This is a genomic window from Nocardia sp. NPDC004278 (assembly GCF_053602975.1).
The window spans coordinates 54998-71928 of record NZ_JBSGEQ010000027.1 but is presented as its reverse complement, the minus strand read 5'-3'; the positions used below and the strand labels follow the sequence as shown (position 1 = coordinate 71928).

The following is a 16931-nucleotide window of genomic DNA, read 5'->3' as shown; positions in this document are numbered from 1 at the left end:
CATTTCGCGTGAATGCGGGAGGAAACTGCCCACTTCAGCGATACCGTGCACGCTCAGGCCGGATGCGGGGCGACTACGCCCGCGGGTCGCGACCCAGGTAGCGCAGCAGCTCATCGACCACCGTGTCGCCCGACTCACCGTCGACGATCGCGGCGTACGCACCCCACTGACGCAGCGGCTCGATGATTTCCGCCTCCGGACCGCCACCCGGGGCCGGGTTCACGGTCCGCGCCGCGGTGAGCAGGTGGCCGGCGAGTTCATCGTTCAACGGGGACGCCTGCCCGGTCGCGATCGCGATATCCCAGGCGTGCACGGCGGCGTCCAGTGCGCACATGACCGCGGCCACCGGAGTCGGCAGCGCGCCGTGCGGCAGCGGGGTGGGGACGGTCTCGGTCTCGTCGGTGACCGTGGCCCAGGCGGCCGCGGTCTGCTCGACCGCATCCCGCACCAGCTCGGCGGCGGTGCCGTCGAGTGCGCCGGAGGGGGCGAAGGGGTTGTACGCGGGCCCGTTTCCGATGCCGAGCGCCATGGCGAAGGCGAGCTGATCACCCGTGGCGTGCTGAATCACCTGCGTGACATCCCATTCCGAGCACGGGGTCGACAGCTGCCACTGATCGTCGCGGATACCGGCGACGACATCGGTCAGCGCGCGGTAGGAGGTGGCAACTACATCCCGCCAGACGGGGCGCAGGGTCGCGGTGGCGTCGACGGCGGTGGTGGCGGTGATGCTCATTATGGGCCTTTCGGGCTGTGCTGTGTGCTTCTTGCTGATGTCACCAAGCCTATGGGGCTATTAGGCTAGTTTCGTTCCTAATACATCGGCTTCATCCAAATTAATTTTCGGGAGGCAACAGTGGCGGCCACCACAACACGAGTCCTGCGCTTGCTATCCCTGCTGCAGGACCGCGCGCATACCGGCCGTGAGCTGGCCGAACGGCTTGGTATCACGGACCGCACGCTGCGCAACGACATCCAGCGACTGCGCGAACTCGGCTATCCGGTGCATGCGGAACGCGGCGCGATCGGCGGCTACCGGCTCGGCCGCGGCAGCACCATGCCACCGCTGCTGCTCGATGACGATGAGGCGGTCGCGGTGGCCGTGGCAATCGGCTTGGCCGAGGACGGTTCCACCGGCATCGCCGATATCACCGACAATTCCGCCCGCGCACTGGCGAAACTCGAACAGATCCTGCCGAAACGCTTGCAGCGCAAGGTAACCGCATTGCGCAATGCCACCGCGATCGGACCGGCTACCACCGGCTCACGCGAGCCGGATGCCCCCGTCCCCGCCGCCGTGCTCACCACCCTCGCGGGCGCCATTCGCGATGGCGTCACCGTGCTGATCGGCCTGGATACCGACGCGGACAAGGAAATCGAGCCCTACCGGCTGATCAACTGGCAGCGCCGCTGGTATCTGGTCGCCTACGATCTCGAAACCCATTCCTGGCGGGCGATTCCCGTCGCCCAGGTGCGGCGCGCGGTGGCGGGCTCGCGCCGCTTCGCCGCCCGGTCGCTGCCGGATGAAGACCTGGTCGCCTTCGTCATGCGCAATATCGCGACCACCGGCTGGAAGGTACAGGCCAGGGTCACCGTGCTGGCCCCCGCCGAAACGGTGATCGCGCGCATCAACCCGGCCGTCGGCGTGGTGGAGGCCGTCGATGCCGATACCTGCGTCCTGCTGACCGGTGCCGACGCCCTGGAGACCATTGCCATCTACCTGAGCATGCTGATGATGGATTTCCGGGTCGACCGCCCGCCCGAGCTGGTCGCGCATCTGCGCACGCTCGCGCGGCGATACACCGAGTCGGTGGCACTGGCGCCTTAGCGCTGCGGCATGCCCACAAGATCAGTGGCGTGGCGGGCGTCGGCGCGCTGCTGGGGTCGAAACGATGACGGCCGACGAGTTGTTCCTCGAACCCACTATCGGTAAGCCGAGCGCGAAGGTCGGATAGGTCGAGGTGTGGCCGCAGGCCTCGCACGCCATCAACGGCGAATTCCCGGATCGGATCGCCGCACGGTTCGCCGAATTCGCTGCCGGGCTTCCCGACGACAACGGGACCGATCCTCGCCGTTGAGGATCGGTCCCGAGGGCCGTTCGGGCGCGCTCGCCCAAAGATCAGGCGTGCCCCGCCTTATCGGCGGCATCGGCGGCCTTGCGCATCGGAATGATCAGCGTGAGCACGATGGCGACCAGGGCAGCGGCGGTGGCGATCAGGAAGGTGGTGTGGAAGCCGTCGCGCGATGGCAGCACGTGCGTGCCGAGCTGGATCGTCATATGCGCCAGCACCACGCTCATCACGGCCGAGGAAGTGGACGTGCCGATCGAGCGCATCAGCGAGTTGAGGCCATTGGCCGCCGCGGTCTCGGTAACCGGAACCGCGCCCATGATCAGCGCGGGCATCGCGGCGTAGGCCAGGCCGACACCACCCGCGACGATCATCGCCGCCACCATGAGCTCCCAGACGCTGTTCATCAACACCACGGCACACAGGTAGCCGACCGCGATGACCGCCGAGCCGAGCGCCAGCGTGACCTTCGGTCCGCGCGCCGCGGACAGTCGGGCGGAGACCGGCGACAGCAGAATCATCACGAATCCGGTTGGGGCCAGCGCCAATCCGGCATTGACCATGGACAGGCCGAAGCCGTATCCGGTCTGCTCCGGCGCCATCATCAGCTGCGGGAAGGTCAGCGACATGCCGTAGAGGGCGAATCCGACCGCGATGGAAGCCGCGTTGGTGAACAGCACCCGCGGCCGCGCCGAGACCCGCAGGTCGACCAGCGGCGAGCGCTGCTTCAGTTCGAAGAAGCCCCAGATCAGGAAGACCACTACCGACAGCGCGAACAGGCCGAGAGTGCTCGCACTGCCCCAGCCCCAGTCCGCACCCTTGGTGATCGGAATCAGCAAGGCCAGCAAGGCGATCGACAGTCCGACCGCACCACCGAAATCGAACCTCGCGGGGGTCCGCACCGGCGACTCCGGCACAAAGACGAAAACCAGTGCGGCACAGACGACACCGAGTCCGGCCGCGGTCCAGAACAGCATGTGCCAGTCCGCGTTCTGGGCGATCGCCGCAGCCAGCGGCAGGCCGAGCGCACCGCCGACGCCGAGCGTCGCACTCATGATCGCCATCGCCGAACCCACCTTCTCGGCGGGCAATTCGTCGCGCATGATGCTGATGCCGAGCGGGATCGCACCGACGGCCGCACCCTGCAGCGAGCGTCCGATGATCTCGGGAACCAGCGAGGAGAACAGCGCGCAGACCACCGAACCGGCGACCAGCAACACCAGGTTGGCGAACAGAACTCGGCGCTTGCCGAACATATCGCCGAGTCGGCCGCTGATCGGGGTCGCGACCGCACCGGCGAGCAGGGTGGCGGTGATCACCCAGGACGCATTGGACGCCGAGGTGCTCAGCAGCGTCGGCAGCGTGGGAATGATCGGAATGACCAGCGTCTGCATCAGCGATACGACCACACCGACCATGCCGAGGGTCGCGATGAGCAGGCTGGATGCCGGACGACGCCGGGCGTCGTCCGCGGTGACGGTCGGAGACGCGTCGGCTGCAACAGTCATAAATGTGTAAGGTACACATCATGTGCATCGTGCACAATTTGCTATCGACGTGATTCAGCCGACATAGTGTGGGCCATGCCCGAACCAGGTCCCGCAGATAGCGACGCGCTCACCCGCCTCGTCTTCGAGTTGACCCTGCTGTCCCGGCACTTCCCCGCCTCACTGCTGCGGCGGCCGGGATTCCAGCTCGATCGGTCGGCGTATCTGCTCCTGACCAGACTGGAGATCGATTCTCCGCTCAGCCTGCGCGAACTGTCGGAGGCCTTCCAACTCGATATCTCCACCATCAACCGGCAGGTCGGCGCCATGTTGAAGCAGGGCCTGGTGGAGCGGGTCCCCGATCCGGAGGGCGGTATCGCCCGCAAGATCCGGGCCAGCGCCAAGGGCCTGGAATTGGTCGCCGCCGATCGGGAGCAGAGCAACGAGGGCATCGGCGCCGTCGTCGCCGACTGGAAGACCGCCGATATCGCGCAGCTGAGCCTGCTGGTCTCCCGGTTCAACGAGTCGATCGAGCACATCGAAGACAACCCGTGGCCGCGCCCGCCATGGGCCAGGTAGCGCGCAGCCCGGACGGTCGGGCAATATCGCTGCGGTGAGGTTCGGGTTCGGGATGATCGCGGGAGCGCTGCTCATGGCGTCCCCGCTCGCGTCCGGCTGCGGGCTCAGCGCCGAGACCGACGAATGGGACGGCTGGACGGTGACGGTCTATTACACGGCGGTCGAGTCCTACCACTCCGGACCGACCGAAACCGTGCGCGGCTGCAGCGATCTCGAATGCACCGACGCCAATATCGAAATCGGCGCACTACCGGAGAATTTCGTCGACGCGGTGCGCGAGGAAGGCACCGGCCGGATCACCAGCGGCGACCATGCCGGCGCCTACCTGAACTGGTCCTACGACGTCGGCTTCTGGCTCGATACCGAACCGCGCGATATCAGCGGCGAGGCGCTGCACCCGTTCGAGAGCGCAGCGGCCGACGGGCTCGACCCGGGAACGCGATTGCGGCTCATCGATTGCGGGACCGTTGATTTCGAATCCGACAGCGTGTGCAGCAGATTCAGCACCGCCACCTGGACGATCGGCGACGAATTCACGCCGGGTCTCGGCGGGCCACGACATCTGGACGTCTACATCGGCGAGGAGAACTGCGAAAGCTTCACCGAGGGACCGGATTTCGTGACGTTCGCCAATGCGACGCTCGAACCCGTCGGATACTGACTTATCCGGCCGCGAGGTAGACGCCCGGTGTGATGCCGTAACAGCGCCGGAACCAGCGGGTCAGATGCGCTTGATCGGCGAATCCGGCGGCGACCGCCGCCTCGCTGATCGGTTGGCCAGCGGCGATCAATCGACGGGCGGCGCGCAGTCGGAGCAGTCGTTGGTATTCGCTCGGCGCCAGACCATAATTGGCGCGGAAGGCACGGTACATGGCGAATCTGCTGCATTCGGTCGCCTCGGCAAGATCGTCCATGGAAATGGGATCGAGATAGCGATCGTGGAGTACGGCACGGACCCGCCGCGCGATATCGGCTGCCGAACCAGCTTGCACGACTGATGTTTTCGTCGGTGTGCGGGTGCCACGCTGCACCAGCGCGGCAACCGATCCGGCAAGTGCCTCGTCGGCGGCGAGTTCGGTGGCGGGCCCGATCAGACTCGCACACAGTCTGCCGAGCGCGGCCGACAGCAGCGGATCAGGCAACACCGGATCGGCGAACAGCGGCAGACCGGTCGGGCGGCCCATCCGGTCGGTGAGCAGATCGCTGATCAACTCGGATCCAATATGGACGATCCAGTAGGTGAATCCGAGTTCGGTCGTGCTGTGGCCGTCGTGTGGCTCGTCCGGATTGAAGGCCATCACCATGCCCACCGTGCTGGTGCGCGTCGCGCCGCGGCAGTGGAAGGTCTGCGCGCCGAATTCGGTCAGTCCGAAGGAATACGTTTCGTGACTGTGCGGGTCGTAGACGTGGCGTTCGAAATGCGCGTGCATGACCTCGACGGGCCGATCCGTCATCCGCCGGTACTGGACCCATTCGTGCTCGGTCACCGGTCCATTGTGGCCGCACCAGCGTTCAAGACTTGCTCCCGGCCCCCGCCGAGTATTGATCCGTGCGTATCCGATTGCTTTTGGTCCTGGTGATGGCATTGTGGGGCAGCGCGTTCGCCTCCTCGAAGCTAGCGGTGCACGAGGTACCGCACGCGGTCGCGGGATTCCTGCGGTTCCTGATCGGCACGATCGTGCTGCTCATCGTGCTGCGCGCACCGCGGCTGCCCGTCGCCGATGCCGCGCGCGCCGCCGGGCTCGGGCTGATCGGTGTGTTCGGCTACAACTTTCTGTTCTTCCTCGGGCTTTCGCTGGCGCCAGCGGCCGATGGGAGCGTGATCGTGCCCATGGCCGCGCCGATTTTCACGGTTGCCGTGACGACGTTGTTCGGGCGTACCCGGTTGTCGCTCATCCGTACGGTCGGACTGACCACAGCGATTGCTGGCGCGGGTGTGTTCTTCCTCGGAATTCCGGCGAGCGGATCTCACCGGCTGCTCGGAGATCTCGTCTTCCTCGCCGCGGCAGCTTGCTGGGCGGGCTATACAATTTTGGGCGCGCCGTTGCTGTCCAGGCTCTCGGCACCGACCGTCACGGTGTACGCCACCGCTGCGGGCACGCTCGTGCTCGGGTTCGTCGCGGCACCGGATCTCGCCGACGTCCCGTGGTCCGGGTTGGATCTGGAATTCTGGCTCAACCAGGCATATCTCGGGATGTTGCCCACCGCGCTCGCCTATGTCCTCTACTACCATGCGGTGGGTCAGCTCGGTGCGGCCACCGCGTCCGCGGCGATATTTCTCGTCCCCGCCTTCGGGCTCAGCTGTGCATGGGTGTTGCTCGGGGAATCCATCTCCGCTGTTCAGGGCCTGGGTGCGGCGCTGATGTTCGTCGGAGCCTGGCTCAATACCCGCACTCCCGGAGTCGAGCAGGCCGACAGCACGCACGCCGGAGCGGACCGCCTGGTCGCCGCCGACCAATAGTGCTGCGCCTCATGTGAAACAGGCATGTCGCGTGGGTGCGGCAATGCACATAGGCTTGCGCAGTGGTTTCCGGGCGGACAGTGGTCGACGGGCGTTTCGAGTTGCTCGAGCCGCTCGGCAGTGGCGGGATGGGCACGGTGTGGCGCGCGTATGACCTCGCGCTGCATCGCGAGGTCGCGCTGAAAGAGGTGCGGGCGGAGGCCGACGAGGGCCGCTCGCCCGGCGTGCACCGTGAGCGCGTCCTGCGGGAGGCCAGGGCGCTGGCCCGAATCGGCCATCCGAACGTTGTTGCCATTCACCACATCGTGGATTCGGCCGAAGTGGCGAATCCGTGGATCGTCATGGAACTGGTTCGCGGGCAGAGCCTGGCCGATCATCTGGCCGATGGGCCGCTGCCGCCCACCCGAGTGGCGCACCTCGGCCGCGGCATACTCGCCGCCCTGCGCGCCGCGCATCAAGTGGGGGTACTGCACCGCGATATCAAACCCGCGAATGTGCTGCTGCGCCAAGATGGTTCACCGGTATTGACCGATTTCGGTATCGCCGCGATCAATGGCATGACCGCATTGACCTCCACCGGCAGTGTGGTCGGCTCGCTGGATTATGTTGCGCCGGAACGCCTCAGCGGTCAGGAGGGACATCCGGCCTCGGACCTGTGGTCGCTCGGGCTGTTGCTGTATGTCGCGGTGGAGGGGTTCCATCCGATGCGGCGCGAGTCGACTGTCGCCACGCTGGCGGCGGTCATCCGAGGTGAGGTGCCGCCGCCGCAGCGCGCCGGGGCTATGACAGCCGTGCTCACGGCAGTGCTCGTACCCGATCCGAGTCGTCGGCCGACTGCCGAGCAGGTGGACCGGATGCTTGCGCAGGCGGTTGGTGCGGGAGGGACGTTCGGTGCGCTCGGGACCTTCAATACTCCAGGCGCGGGTAGCGCACCGGGAGATTTCAACACACCAGGCGCGGGCGATGCTCCGAACGCAGCGGCGTTCGAAACTCCCGGCGTCGGTGGCGCGTTCAATACTCCTGGGGCAGTTGAGCTACCCGGGGGGTTCCATACTCCCGGACCGGTCGATTCGCCGCCTGCGATCAACACTCCCAGTCCGGCCAGCGCATCGGGCGACTTCAACCCTCTGGGCGCAGCCAACTTTTCGGCCGCGGCCAGTTCACCGACTGTGTTCGACACACCCGCCGTAGCCGACGTACCCGGTGCGTTCAACACACCCGGGGGAGTCAACTATTCGGGCGCGCCCAGTTCACCGACCGTGTTCGACACACCCGGCGCAGCCCACCTACCGGGCGCATTCAACACACCCGGCGCGGTCAACTATTCGGGCGCAGCCAGTCCACCAGATTCGTTCAACACACCCGGCGCAGCCCACCTACCAGGTGCGTTCAACACACCCGACGCGGTCAACTACTCGGGCGCAGCCAGTCCACCAGATTCGTTCAACACACCCGGCGCAGCCCACCTACCAGGTGCGTTCAACACACCCGACGCGGTCAACTATTCGGGCGCGCCCAGTTCACCGGATTCGTTCAACACACCCGGCGCAGCCCACCTACCGGGCGCGTTCAACACACCCGACGCGGTCTACCCTCCGGGCGCAGTTGGACAGGGCGTGTTCGATACCCCTGGCGCAAGTAGTGCACCGGGTGCGTTCAATGCCGCTGGCGCGGTCAACACGCCTGGTGCATTCGGTCCGCGCGGGCCGGTCCGTGTACAGGGCGTGCACAACTCGGCTTCTGCACCTCAGCTTTCCACGAATAGTCCTGCGCGCAAACCATTCTCACGCGGAGTCGCCATTGGACTTGCCGCCGCAATTGCTGTCGCCGCTGTCGTAGCCACGATTGTGATCGTGGCCCTGCGCCCGGATTCGACCGCAAGCCAGGCCATTTCGAGCACGCCGCCTACCACCGGTAGCCTTCCACCCACGACCCGATCCGCGGGCCCGACATCCGCACATGTGACCGGAAATTCCGTCGACCTCCTCACCCCGAACGGTATCCGCCAGGCCATCACGGCACTCGAAAAGGTTTCTGGTAGTGAGGAATTCAACGAGGCGACCTTCTACCCGACCTACGCCAACGTCGGCGCCCCGGTCAAGGACAAACCCACTCTCTTCGACCTCTTCGTCTACCGCGACGGAACAGCCACCCGAAAGGGCGCAGGCGGCCCACTCTCCGGCCACGCCACGGTAAAACTGAACTCGATCAACTGGGACATCCTCCCCACTCTGCTCCGCACCGCCGAAGAAAGCCTCGGCATCCCGACCCCCACCCTGCGCTACGTAATCGTCGACCCATCCTGGACCTTCAACAACAACCAGCCAACCGTCATGGTCTACCTAACCGACGACTACGGCGGCGCCTACCTGGCCGCCAACACCGACGGCACCGTAGTAACGATGTACCCCCGAGGCCGATAACCCCCGCCAGTTCCGGACCTCACTGAACCCCCACAACTTTCACCCTGGCTACACGAAACCCCGCGCACCCAACCAAAATTGGGTGCCACAGCGGAGTCGAACAACGTCAGGTATTCATACCAGGAATAACACACCGCCCATCGACCCCAACAGTCCCGACAATCATCCCATCCGTCATCGTGCAGACACTGCCAACGGCAACACACTCCTGATTAGTGTTCGTCACCATATTGTCCCCACACGGCGTACCAGGATCCTCCGGCGCGGCCAGCACCCCACCAGCCCCCAACGCCACCCCAAATCCAGCAGCAGCGATAGCAAGAAAATGCGAAAAACGGAGCATAACAAACCCTCCAAACCAAATTCCGAACACAGATTTCTTCTATTGACACCCCCTGAAAAACCCATAGACCCCATCAACCAATAACCCACCCCGACCTGCAAGATCATACTCCCGAGCCCCCCAATTGCCCACACCCGAACACTCACCCAACACCCCAATCCTCCGCGAGAATGCGCTGGTGCAGGTGCGCTCTCGACGTTTGCCTGCATGAGCGCATGGTGATCAATTGTCCAATGGCTGGCCCCCTGCTCTATGCGGAGTGCCCGGTGCTTATGTATTCCCGTGGTCTACTGCAAGGGGGGATTACACCGAGTATGGGTTGCTGTGGTCGTTGAGCAAGCCGTTCTCGCGTACGGAACCGTTCGCTCGCCGAAACAACGGAACGTACAGCTCGGAGTCCCATCTTCGCATTGAAGGCGAGCAGGGCCCAGACCGGTGAATCGAGTTCAGTTCGCCACCATCGAATTTCGGTTATGTGATTACGTCCATGCCATTACCGGACCAGTTTTGGCCGGTGACCGCGCGGACTACGTTTTCGAAGGCGTCTGCGGTTCGGTCGAGGGGGTGGGTGCTGCGCTGGGCTCGGCACATCGCGACGGTGCCTTGGATGGCGGCGACGATCAGGGTGGCGGTCTGGTCGGCGGCGGATGCTGTTGCGCCATGGGCGCGTAGGGATTCGGCGAGCAGCGCCGTCCAATGATCGAAGGCGGCGGCGGCCGCGCGCCGGGGTTCATCGCCGTCGTCGGGCTGGTCCTCTACCGAGACGCCAGCACCGGGCACCACAACCGAAAGTCGCTGTTCACCAAGACCTTTCGCCACATCTCCACGAATGCGCGTAGCCCGGCAACCGGGCCGCCGGACAGCTCTATGACCAAGGGCACCTGGGGTGCCGCGGGCAATATCGTCCGCTTCGCCGAACTGAAGGCGCTGGCGGCCGGAACACGCGCCTGATGCGGCCCGCACGTCGGCAGTTGCCTTCCGGGTCGGGTCAAGCCTGGAGATGCCTGGCGAAGAACCGTTCGACCACATGGAACATCTCGATCTGGTTGTCCGGGTTGACGAATCCGTGTCCCTCGTCCGCTGCGAGCAGGTATTCGACCTCGACCCCGCGAGCGCGGAGGGCTGCGACGAGGTTGTCGGACTCGGCGCGGACCACGCGAACGTCGTTGGCGCCCTGGATCACCAGCAGTGGAGTGCGGATTCGGTCCACGTGGGTGATGGGTGAACGGGCGAGCATGTCGGCCTCCTGTTCGGGGTCGTCGGGATCGCCGACGAACAGGTGCCAGTTGTTGGCCACCTGGGGTTTCGAGAAGGGCGGGATCGTGCGCAAGAAGTTCGCGAGGTTGGACATGCCGACGTAGTCGACGGCGGCGGCGAACACATCGGGGGTGAAGGTGACCCCGACCAGGGCGGCATAGCCGCCGTAGGAGCCGCCGATGATCCCGACCCGCTCCGCGTCGGCATAACCCTGCGCCACGGCCCATCGCACGGCATCGATGACATCGTCGTGCATGGTGCCCGCGAACTGTCCGATGGCGGCTTTCACGAAGGCCTTGCCGTAACCGATGGATCCGCGGAAATTGACCTGCAGCACCGCGTAGCCGCGGTTGGCGAGCAGTTGCACGGCCGGGTCGAATTCCCAGCTGTCGCGAAACCACGGGCCGCCATGGAGCATCACGACCATCGGCAATCCGACCGGCTCGACACCGACGGGCAACGTCAGATACGCCGGAACCCGCAGCCCGTCCCGCGCAGTGATGGACACCGGGGCCATCGGCGCCAGCGCGTCGGCATCCAGATGCGGGTACGGGCGGAACAGCAACCGGCTTTCGCCTGTGGTGTGGTCGTAGTAGTAGGTCACGTCGGGATCGCGGTCATGAATGAAGGTGACCACCCAGCGTTGCCCGCTGGCGTCGGAGGACAGCGCGCCCAGGTCCCCGTCGGAGAGCTGCCGCAAATTCTCCAGTGCCGCGGCGAAGTTCGGATCCAGAGCGTGGATCACCTGACGTTCTCCGAGGTAGCGCGCCCCGATCAGCGCCCCGGTCCGCCGGTCGAGAATCAGCGGACCGGGCAGTGCGGGCACAACCGCGCCACGGATGTCGAGGTCGTAGGCCGGATGACTGTCGACCTCGGTCTCGGCGCCGGTGGTGAGGTCGAGCCGGACCAGTCGGGTTCGGTCGGTGCCGCGGTTCGAGCCGATCCACATCCCGGTCCCGTCCGGTGTGAGCTGCAGCGGCAGCACGCCGACCGGATAGTCGGCGCCGTCGAAGAAGGCGATGGGGTGCAGTGTGCCCGCGGCGGCTTCCCAGCGCGAGATCTCGACATCCCCGTCCGAGGTGAGGCTCCGGGCGAACACCGAGCCGTCGGGACCGCACATCCAGAAGGCCACCCGGCCGGGGTTCTCGGCCAGCATCGTGAGGTCAGCGGTCGCGAGGTCGAGCTCGCACAGGTCGAACACCTCGACCTTCCGTTTGTTCAGGTGGAGCAATGCCTTCCCGGGCCGCCCTTTGGGGAGCTCGAGCAGCGCAACCGTCACTCCGGGAAAGGGTGTCAGGTCGACCGCCGGTGCGCCCGGGTCGTCCAGATCGACCCGGTACAGATGCCACTGTTCGTCACCCCCTCCGTCTTGGGTGTACAGCAACCAGCGCGGATCGTCGGTCCAGTAGAAGCTCTGCACGCTGCGGTTCTCGTCCGCGGTCACGCACCGTGGCTCCGCCCCGGCATCGAGGTCCTGGATCCACACGTTCAGCCGGTTCCGCCACGGCGCCAGGAAGGCGATCGCGGTGCCGTCCGGCGAAATCACCGCGCCCGTGCGGACGGGTGGGGTGAAGAAGTCCTCGACGGAGATGAATTCCGGCAATGTCGGCGATGTCATGGCGATCCTCTCGATTGATGGTCTCGTCGGGATCACACCCCCGGCCGTAACGGCACAGTCAAGACGTCACTTCGGGATCGGCCGGGGTGCCTGGAGTCCGAGCCCGATGCGCCGCAGGACGTCGATTTGTGCGGCGTTGTAGAGCTCCGTCATCGCTGCGCCGATGGCACGGGTCACGCTGTGCGCGTTGCCTCCGGTGCCGAGGTTCTGCAGCCCGGGATAGTTCGCGTACAGGTCCCGGACCTGCGGAATCAGGCGTTCGGCCAGCGCGATGCGGGCTTGCTCGTCGGCGTCGGCGGGCAGGTCGTCGAGCTCTGGGCCCGCGGGTAGCGCGCCGGGAAGGGACTGCAGCATCCGTTTGTAGGCGTCGAATGCCGACGGATCGAGCGCTCGGGTGATGACGCTGATGAAGGCGCGGTCGGCGGCGGACAGGCCGCCGGCGGTCGGGGCCAGCTCGGGCGGCAGATCGGTCGGCGAGCCGTGCCGCAGGATCAGAGCGAGTTCGGACCGCGCGCGCTGCAGCCGCTCGATGGTCGCGGCCAGTTCGGTATCCAGTGCCCGCAGCTCTGCTTCCGGGTGCTCGTCGGCGGCCCCGAGGGCAGCGATCTGGGCGAGTGAAAAGCCAAGCGCTGTAAGCTTTTTGATCCGAAGCAACCGGACCAGGTGGGTCACCCCGTAGCGTTTGTAGCCGTTGGCCGCGCGTTCGGGCTCGGCGAGCAGTCCGACGTCGTGGTAGTGCCGCACCGTCCGCAGGCTGGTGCCTGCGAGTTCGGCGAGTTCACGGGTGCTCCATGCCATGCCCGTCACCTTCCTCGTTGCGTCGACACCGCACGAGCCGGCGGCCGGGGAACCTTACCGATGCGAGTCGACGTGTACATGCGATCGCAGACCCTGCAAGCCGAACAGGATGAGCAACTCGACCGTGCCGCCGTCGGCGCTGCCCAGCCAGTGCGGTACGGAGGTGTCGAATTCCGCGGCCTCGCCGGGCGGCAAGGTCAGGTCGCGCTCGCCGACCACCAATCGGAGGCGGCCGTTGAGCACATACAGCCACTCGAAGCCGTCGTGTGTCTGCGGCGTCGGCTCCAGCGGTGCCGGACGCGCGGGAATGATCATCTTGAACGCGTGCACCCCGCCCGGCCGCCGGGACAGCGGCACGAAGATCATCCCGAACCGACGGATCGGTTTCAGATGGATTCGGGGATCGCCGGTGCGGGGCGCACCGACGAGGTCGTCCAACGGCACGTCGTAGGTGCGAGCGAGCGGCAGCAGCAACTCGAGGGTTGCCCGGCGCTGCCCGCTCTCCAGCCGGGACAGCGTGCTCTCGGACACGCCGGTCGTCATCGCGAGGTCCGCGAGGGTGATGCCGCGCTCGCGCCGTAACGCACGCAGTCGCGGTCCCACCGCGTCGAGCACGTCATCTGTTTCGGGGTCCATGCGCCCATCTTGCCGGAACCGCAAGATTGCGTGTCAGATCGTGCTGCCCCAACCACCCACCGCCGCACCGGACCGGAAGAAGCGAGGCCGAGGTGCTACGCGACTCTCTCGACTACCGCGTGGCGGTCGAGCGTGCCAACGAACTGACAGACCGACTGGCCGGATTGTCGGCGTTTCAGCCTTCTTGCTCTATCAGTGCGGACGTCGTCAGGGTGAGGTGTCGAGTCAGTATGTCGACGGCGGTGTCGGGGTCACGGGCCAGCGCCGCCTGCTCCAATCGGCGATGCTCGTCAATGCCATCGCGCTCCGGGTTGCGGTATGTAGACCAGCGGCGGGCCAGCTCGCTCGCGACCCACAATCGGTCGAAGGTTTCCAATAACACCGGGTTGCCACACCCTTCCAAGAGTGTGCGATGGAACACCCGATGGGCCTCGGCCCATGCCTCGCTGTAGTACTCACCGTCCTCCGGGGTGAATACCGGCGTGCGCGCCATGCGGTGGTGGGCAGCTCGGACGTCGCCCTCCCAGTTGACGTCACCACGTTCGATCGACATGCGCAGCAGGACCGGCTCGACGGCCCGGCGGGCCTCGCCGATCTGCTGCCAGCGGTGATCGGAAAATGCCGGGACCGCGAAGCCGCGATTGGTCAGCCGTTCGGCCAGGCCCTCACCGACCAGCCGCACCAGCGCCTCACGCACCACAGCCAGGCTCACCCCGTGCTGCCTGGATAGATCCTGCGGCTTGAGCGCGTCACCGGGCGCGTACTCGCCGCGCATGATCGCGTTCCGCAAGTGTGCGTAGATCTGCTCGGAGAGCATCTGCTTCTCCGGCGAGGTCGGGGTGTGGACCGTCCCAGTCATGATTCGATCATAGACGATTTGAAAAATAATCGATTATTTCTGATATCGTCGATCTTGCATGTTCGGCACGACTCGAAAGGCACGACACGATGAGCGCAAACAATCCCTTCGCCCGCCTCCCCGAGGCAGCCTCGTTCACGGTCACCAGCACCACGGTGAGCGACGGCGCCGCCTGGCAACCCGCACAGTGGTCCTCCAGCGCTCCCGGCGGCAAAGACGTTTCTCCGCAACTGAGTTGGACTGGCGCCCCAGCAGGCACCAAGAGCTACGCCGTTACCGTGTACGACCCCGATGCCCCCACCGGCTCCGGCTTCTGGCACTGGGCTGTCGCCAACATCCCGGCCACGACCACGAGCCTTCCCGAGGGCGCCGGAGACGACGCCGGCATCGGTTTGCCGGTCGGCTCCTTCCAATTGCCGAACGATGCGCGCCTACCTCGATACATCGGTGCGGCACCGCCGGCAGGGCATGGTGGGCACCGCTATTTCGTCACCGTGCACGCGCTGGATGTGGCGGACATCGGCATCGCCGCCGACTCCACGCCGGCTCTGCTCGGGTTCACTATCGCCGGCCACATCCTGGGCCGGGCGACGCTCGTCGCCACGGCGGAGGCGATGCAGTGAATTCCGTTCGAGGTGCCGGTTCCGCCAAAAACGCGGATTCGTCGTCATGCGCGGCTTCCAGTGGCTGAGTCGCTCCCGTGCGAAGTCGAGATCGTTCGTCATTCGCGGCGCGACGGCGACGCCATCGTCCGCTGGGTCGAGGTCATCGTGAACGGCATACCGATGCCGGCCACCGGCGATCCGCGCGTCGTGCACACGCCGCTCGGCACGCACGTCGCGCTCGACCTGACCGCCACTTCGGTCAGCATCCGGACCGAGGACGGGACCTGAGACTGCAAGGAAAGGCTATGCGCGACAACGATATCGATCGCCTGGTCGATCGCACTGTGCTGATCACGGGCGCGACGGACGGACTCGGCCGCGAACTCGCGGTGCGGCTCGGCTCCGCGGGTGCCCGGCTGATCCTGCACGGCCGCAACCCCGATCGGGCCGCGGCGGTCGCGGCCGAGGTGACGGCCGCGAGCGGACACGCTCCACAGCTCATCCTGGCCGACCTGTCGCGACTCGCGGAGGTGGACCGGCTGGCCGACGAGATCATCGCCCGCACTTCGCGATTGGATGTGCTGGTGAACAATGCCGGCACCGGCGGCCGACCGGATGGGAGACGTGCACTCAGCGCCGACGGCAACGAATTGCTGTGGGCGGTCAACCATCTGGCCCCGTATCGGCTGACGCGGCGGCTGCTGCCGCTGCTGCAGGCCTCGGCTCCGGCGCGGGTGGTGAACGTAGCCTCCGCCGGGCAGCAGGAGATCGACCTCGACGATCCGACCCCCGAGCACGACTACGACGTGTACACCGCCTATTGCCGCGCCAAGCTGGCGATGATCATGGCGACCATCGAGTATGCCGAGGAACTCGACGGAACCGGTGTCACGGTGAACGCCCTGCACCCGGCCACCCTCATGGCGACGACCATGGTGCTGGCATCCGGTGTTACGCCGATAAGCACCGTCGCCGAAGGCGCGGACGCGACCCTCCGGCTGATTTGCGATCCGGCCCTGTCGCAGACGACAGGCCGGTATTTCAACGGCAGCAGACAAAGCCATCCGCACGCGCAGGCGGGCGATCCGACGGCGCGCCGTCGCCTGCTCGAAATCAGTGACACCGCAGTCATTTCGGCGCTCTACTGAGGTGATGGGCCGCGTCCGATCCGCCGGAGGCGGATGCGAGAAAGCTTGCGCGACAGGCTATGTCCGCGACAATGCTCCGTAGGCGACTACGCTCATCGCAATATCGGCATAGGTCACGTGATCAACGAGGAAGGTGTAATGGAGGATCTCACCGCGCGATTCCAGGAGCTGGGTCGCCTGGTACCGATCCCCCACCCATGGGACATAACGGAATACATCGCGCGGGTGGCAGAGTTCCGGGGACGGCCGATCATGTTGTGCCCGATCGACGTCGGCGCACTCTTGGCGAACGGATGCGGCACCGGAAGTGGCCTGTGGATTGCCCGGGAAGGCGATGACGTGATCATGTACGGGGCCGACACCGAATGGCATGCCGACCACATCATCGCCCACGAGATCGGTCACATGCTGCTCGGCCACGGCGGGACCGCGAGCGGTCCCGGTGGTGCCGCGGCTGAGCTGTCGTTGCGCGAATTGATGCCCTCGCTGTCGCTGGAAACCATCCGCAGCGTACTGCGCCGCGAAGACTACGGCAGTGAGCGCGAGCAGGCCGCGGAAACCTTCGCCGACCTGCTGCTGGTCGAAGCGATGCTGCCGAAGCGATCGGCGAGTCGGTTCCGCTCGACGTTCTTCCGAAACCGGTATCGATGA

Annotated in this window: 18 protein-coding genes; 10 read left to right on the top strand and 8 right to left on the bottom strand. The window is 66.0% G+C overall.

Annotation, left to right across the window (positions count from 1 at the left end):
* Positions 1–73 precede the first annotated feature (73 nt).
* Entirely contained in the window at positions 74–733 is a 660-nt protein-coding gene (locus ACWEO2_RS32305; RefSeq protein WP_354958204.1) for a TIGR03086 family metal-binding protein, read from the bottom strand.
* 120 nt (positions 734–853) lie between these two features.
* Between ACWEO2_RS32305 and ACWEO2_RS32300 the strand changes: the two genes are divergently transcribed.
* Complete coding sequence (locus ACWEO2_RS32300; protein WP_452408799.1) at positions 854–1825, top strand: helix-turn-helix transcriptional regulator; 972 nt, start codon at positions 854–856, stop codon at positions 1823–1825.
* A gap of 291 nt (positions 1826–2116) precedes the next feature.
* Here the strand turns inward: ACWEO2_RS32300 and ACWEO2_RS32295 are convergent, their stop codons facing one another.
* Entirely contained in the window at positions 2117–3574 is a 1458-nt protein-coding gene (locus ACWEO2_RS32295; protein ID WP_452408798.1) for an MFS transporter, read from the bottom strand.
* A 75-nt stretch (positions 3575–3649) separates the two neighbouring features.
* Here ACWEO2_RS32295 and ACWEO2_RS32290 point away from each other — a divergent pair, with 75 nt between their 5' ends.
* Together ACWEO2_RS32290 and ACWEO2_RS32285 are read left to right on the top strand one after the other, a co-directional pair.
* Positions 3650–4132 (top strand): MarR family winged helix-turn-helix transcriptional regulator, encoded by a 483-nt coding sequence (locus ACWEO2_RS32290; protein ID WP_452408797.1) that lies wholly within the window; start codon positions 3650–3652, stop codon positions 4130–4132.
* A gap of 52 nt (positions 4133–4184) precedes the next feature.
* Positions 4185–4793 carry a hypothetical protein gene (locus ACWEO2_RS32285; RefSeq protein WP_452408796.1) on the top strand — a complete coding sequence of 203 codons (609 nt, stop codon included), beginning with the start codon at positions 4185–4187 and terminating at the stop codon, positions 4791–4793.
* Position 4794: 1 nt separating this feature from the next.
* On the opposite strand, the gene ACWEO2_RS32280 is transcribed toward ACWEO2_RS32285, so the two are convergent.
* On the bottom strand, positions 4795–5619 hold the full coding sequence (locus ACWEO2_RS32280) for an AraC family transcriptional regulator (protein WP_452408795.1): 825 nt from the start codon (positions 5617–5619) through the stop codon (positions 4795–4797).
* A gap of 62 nt (positions 5620–5681) precedes the next feature.
* Between ACWEO2_RS32280 and ACWEO2_RS32275 the strand changes: the two genes are divergently transcribed.
* Together ACWEO2_RS32275 and ACWEO2_RS32270 are read left to right on the top strand one after the other, a co-directional pair.
* Positions 5682–6593: a DMT family transporter gene (locus ACWEO2_RS32275; RefSeq protein ID WP_452408794.1), complete on the top strand. Its 912-nt coding sequence runs from the start codon at positions 5682–5684 to the stop codon at positions 6591–6593.
* A 62-nt stretch (positions 6594–6655) separates the two neighbouring features.
* On the top strand, positions 6656–9016 hold the full coding sequence (locus tag ACWEO2_RS32270; protein WP_452408793.1) for a protein kinase domain-containing protein: 2361 nt from the start codon (positions 6656–6658) through the stop codon (positions 9014–9016).
* 814 nt (positions 9017–9830) lie between these two features.
* Here ACWEO2_RS32270 and ACWEO2_RS32265 read toward each other — a convergent pair.
* Positions 9831–10139 (bottom strand): LmrA/YxaF family transcription factor, encoded by a 309-nt coding sequence (locus tag ACWEO2_RS32265; protein WP_452408842.1) that lies wholly within the window; start codon positions 10137–10139, stop codon positions 9831–9833.
* Between ACWEO2_RS32265 and ACWEO2_RS32260 the strand changes: the two genes are divergently transcribed.
* The gene (locus tag ACWEO2_RS32260; protein WP_452408845.1) at positions 10056–10310 is read left to right on the top strand and encodes a hypothetical protein; all 255 of its coding nucleotides are present in this window, start codon (positions 10056–10058) and stop codon (positions 10308–10310) included. The two genes, ACWEO2_RS32265 and ACWEO2_RS32260, sit on opposite strands and share 84 nt — an antisense overlap.
* A 37-nt stretch (positions 10311–10347) precedes the next feature.
* Here the strand turns inward: ACWEO2_RS32260 and ACWEO2_RS32255 are convergent, their stop codons facing one another.
* The 4 genes from ACWEO2_RS32255 to ACWEO2_RS32240 form a co-directional block, all read right to left on the bottom strand.
* A complete protein-coding gene (locus tag ACWEO2_RS32255) occupies positions 10348–12234 on the bottom strand; it encodes a S9 family peptidase (RefSeq protein WP_452408792.1) in 1887 nt (628 codons plus the stop codon).
* A gap of 66 nt (positions 12235–12300) precedes the next feature.
* Positions 12301–13032: a helix-turn-helix domain-containing protein gene (locus tag ACWEO2_RS32250; RefSeq protein ID WP_452408791.1), complete on the bottom strand. Its 732-nt coding sequence runs from the start codon at positions 13030–13032 to the stop codon at positions 12301–12303.
* Between the two features lie 54 nt (positions 13033–13086).
* On the bottom strand, positions 13087–13668 hold the full coding sequence (locus ACWEO2_RS32245) for a helix-turn-helix domain-containing protein (RefSeq protein ID WP_452408790.1): 582 nt from the start codon (positions 13666–13668) through the stop codon (positions 13087–13089).
* A gap of 175 nt (positions 13669–13843) precedes the next feature.
* The gene (locus tag ACWEO2_RS32240; RefSeq protein WP_452408789.1) at positions 13844–14527 is read right to left on the bottom strand and encodes a GntR family transcriptional regulator; all 684 of its coding nucleotides are present in this window, start codon (positions 14525–14527) and stop codon (positions 13844–13846) included.
* An 89-nt stretch (positions 14528–14616) separates the two neighbouring features.
* Between ACWEO2_RS32240 and ACWEO2_RS32235 the strand changes: the two genes are divergently transcribed.
* The 4 genes from ACWEO2_RS32235 (at position 14617) to ACWEO2_RS32220 (ending at position 16931) form a co-directional block, all read left to right on the top strand.
* Positions 14617–15150 carry a YbhB/YbcL family Raf kinase inhibitor-like protein gene (locus tag ACWEO2_RS32235; RefSeq protein ID WP_452408788.1) on the top strand — a complete coding sequence of 178 codons (534 nt, stop codon included), beginning with the start codon at positions 14617–14619 and terminating at the stop codon, positions 15148–15150.
* Between the two features lie 12 nt (positions 15151–15162).
* Entirely contained in the window at positions 15163–15420 is a 258-nt protein-coding gene (locus tag ACWEO2_RS32230) for a hypothetical protein (protein WP_452408787.1), read from the top strand.
* Positions 15421–15437: 17 nt separating this feature from the next.
* Positions 15438–16280, top strand: a complete 843-nt coding sequence (locus ACWEO2_RS32225) for an SDR family NAD(P)-dependent oxidoreductase (RefSeq protein ID WP_452408786.1) — start codon at positions 15438–15440, stop codon at positions 16278–16280.
* A gap of 138 nt (positions 16281–16418) precedes the next feature.
* Entirely contained in the window at positions 16419–16931 is a 513-nt protein-coding gene (locus ACWEO2_RS32220; RefSeq protein WP_452408785.1) for a hypothetical protein, read from the top strand.

What these genes read in the sequence shown, in the direction of transcription:
- ACWEO2_RS32240 (WP_452408789.1), bottom strand. Translation starts at nt 14,527, where the DNA reads ATGACTGGGACGGTCCACACCCCGACCTCGCCGGAGAAGCAGATGCTC.
- ACWEO2_RS32285 (WP_452408796.1), top strand. Translation starts at nt 4,185, where the DNA reads ATGATCGCGGGAGCGCTGCTCATGGCGTCCCCGCTCGCGTCCGGCTGC.
- ACWEO2_RS32305 (WP_354958204.1), bottom strand. Translation starts at nt 733, where the DNA reads ATGAGCATCACCGCCACCACCGCCGTCGACGCCACCGCGACCCTGCGC.
- ACWEO2_RS32235 (WP_452408788.1), top strand. Translation starts at nt 14,617, where the DNA reads ATGAGCGCAAACAATCCCTTCGCCCGCCTCCCCGAGGCAGCCTCGTTC.
- ACWEO2_RS32250 (WP_452408791.1), bottom strand. Translation starts at nt 13,032, where the DNA reads ATGGCATGGAGCACCCGTGAACTCGCCGAACTCGCAGGCACCAGCCTG.
- ACWEO2_RS32295 (WP_452408798.1), bottom strand. Translation starts at nt 3,574, where the DNA reads ATGACTGTTGCAGCCGACGCGTCTCCGACCGTCACCGCGGACGACGCC.
- ACWEO2_RS32255 (WP_452408792.1), bottom strand. Translation starts at nt 12,234, where the DNA reads ATGACATCGCCGACATTGCCGGAATTCATCTCCGTCGAGGACTTCTTC.
- ACWEO2_RS32260 (WP_452408845.1), top strand. Translation starts at nt 10,056, where the DNA reads ATGATCGAAGGCGGCGGCGGCCGCGCGCCGGGGTTCATCGCCGTCGTC.
- ACWEO2_RS32225 (WP_452408786.1), top strand. Translation starts at nt 15,438, where the DNA reads ATGCGCGACAACGATATCGATCGCCTGGTCGATCGCACTGTGCTGATC.
- ACWEO2_RS32245 (WP_452408790.1), bottom strand. Translation starts at nt 13,668, where the DNA reads ATGGACCCCGAAACAGATGACGTGCTCGACGCGGTGGGACCGCGACTG.
- ACWEO2_RS32220 (WP_452408785.1), top strand. Translation starts at nt 16,419, where the DNA reads ATGGAGGATCTCACCGCGCGATTCCAGGAGCTGGGTCGCCTGGTACCG.
- ACWEO2_RS32290 (WP_452408797.1), top strand. Translation starts at nt 3,650, where the DNA reads ATGCCCGAACCAGGTCCCGCAGATAGCGACGCGCTCACCCGCCTCGTC.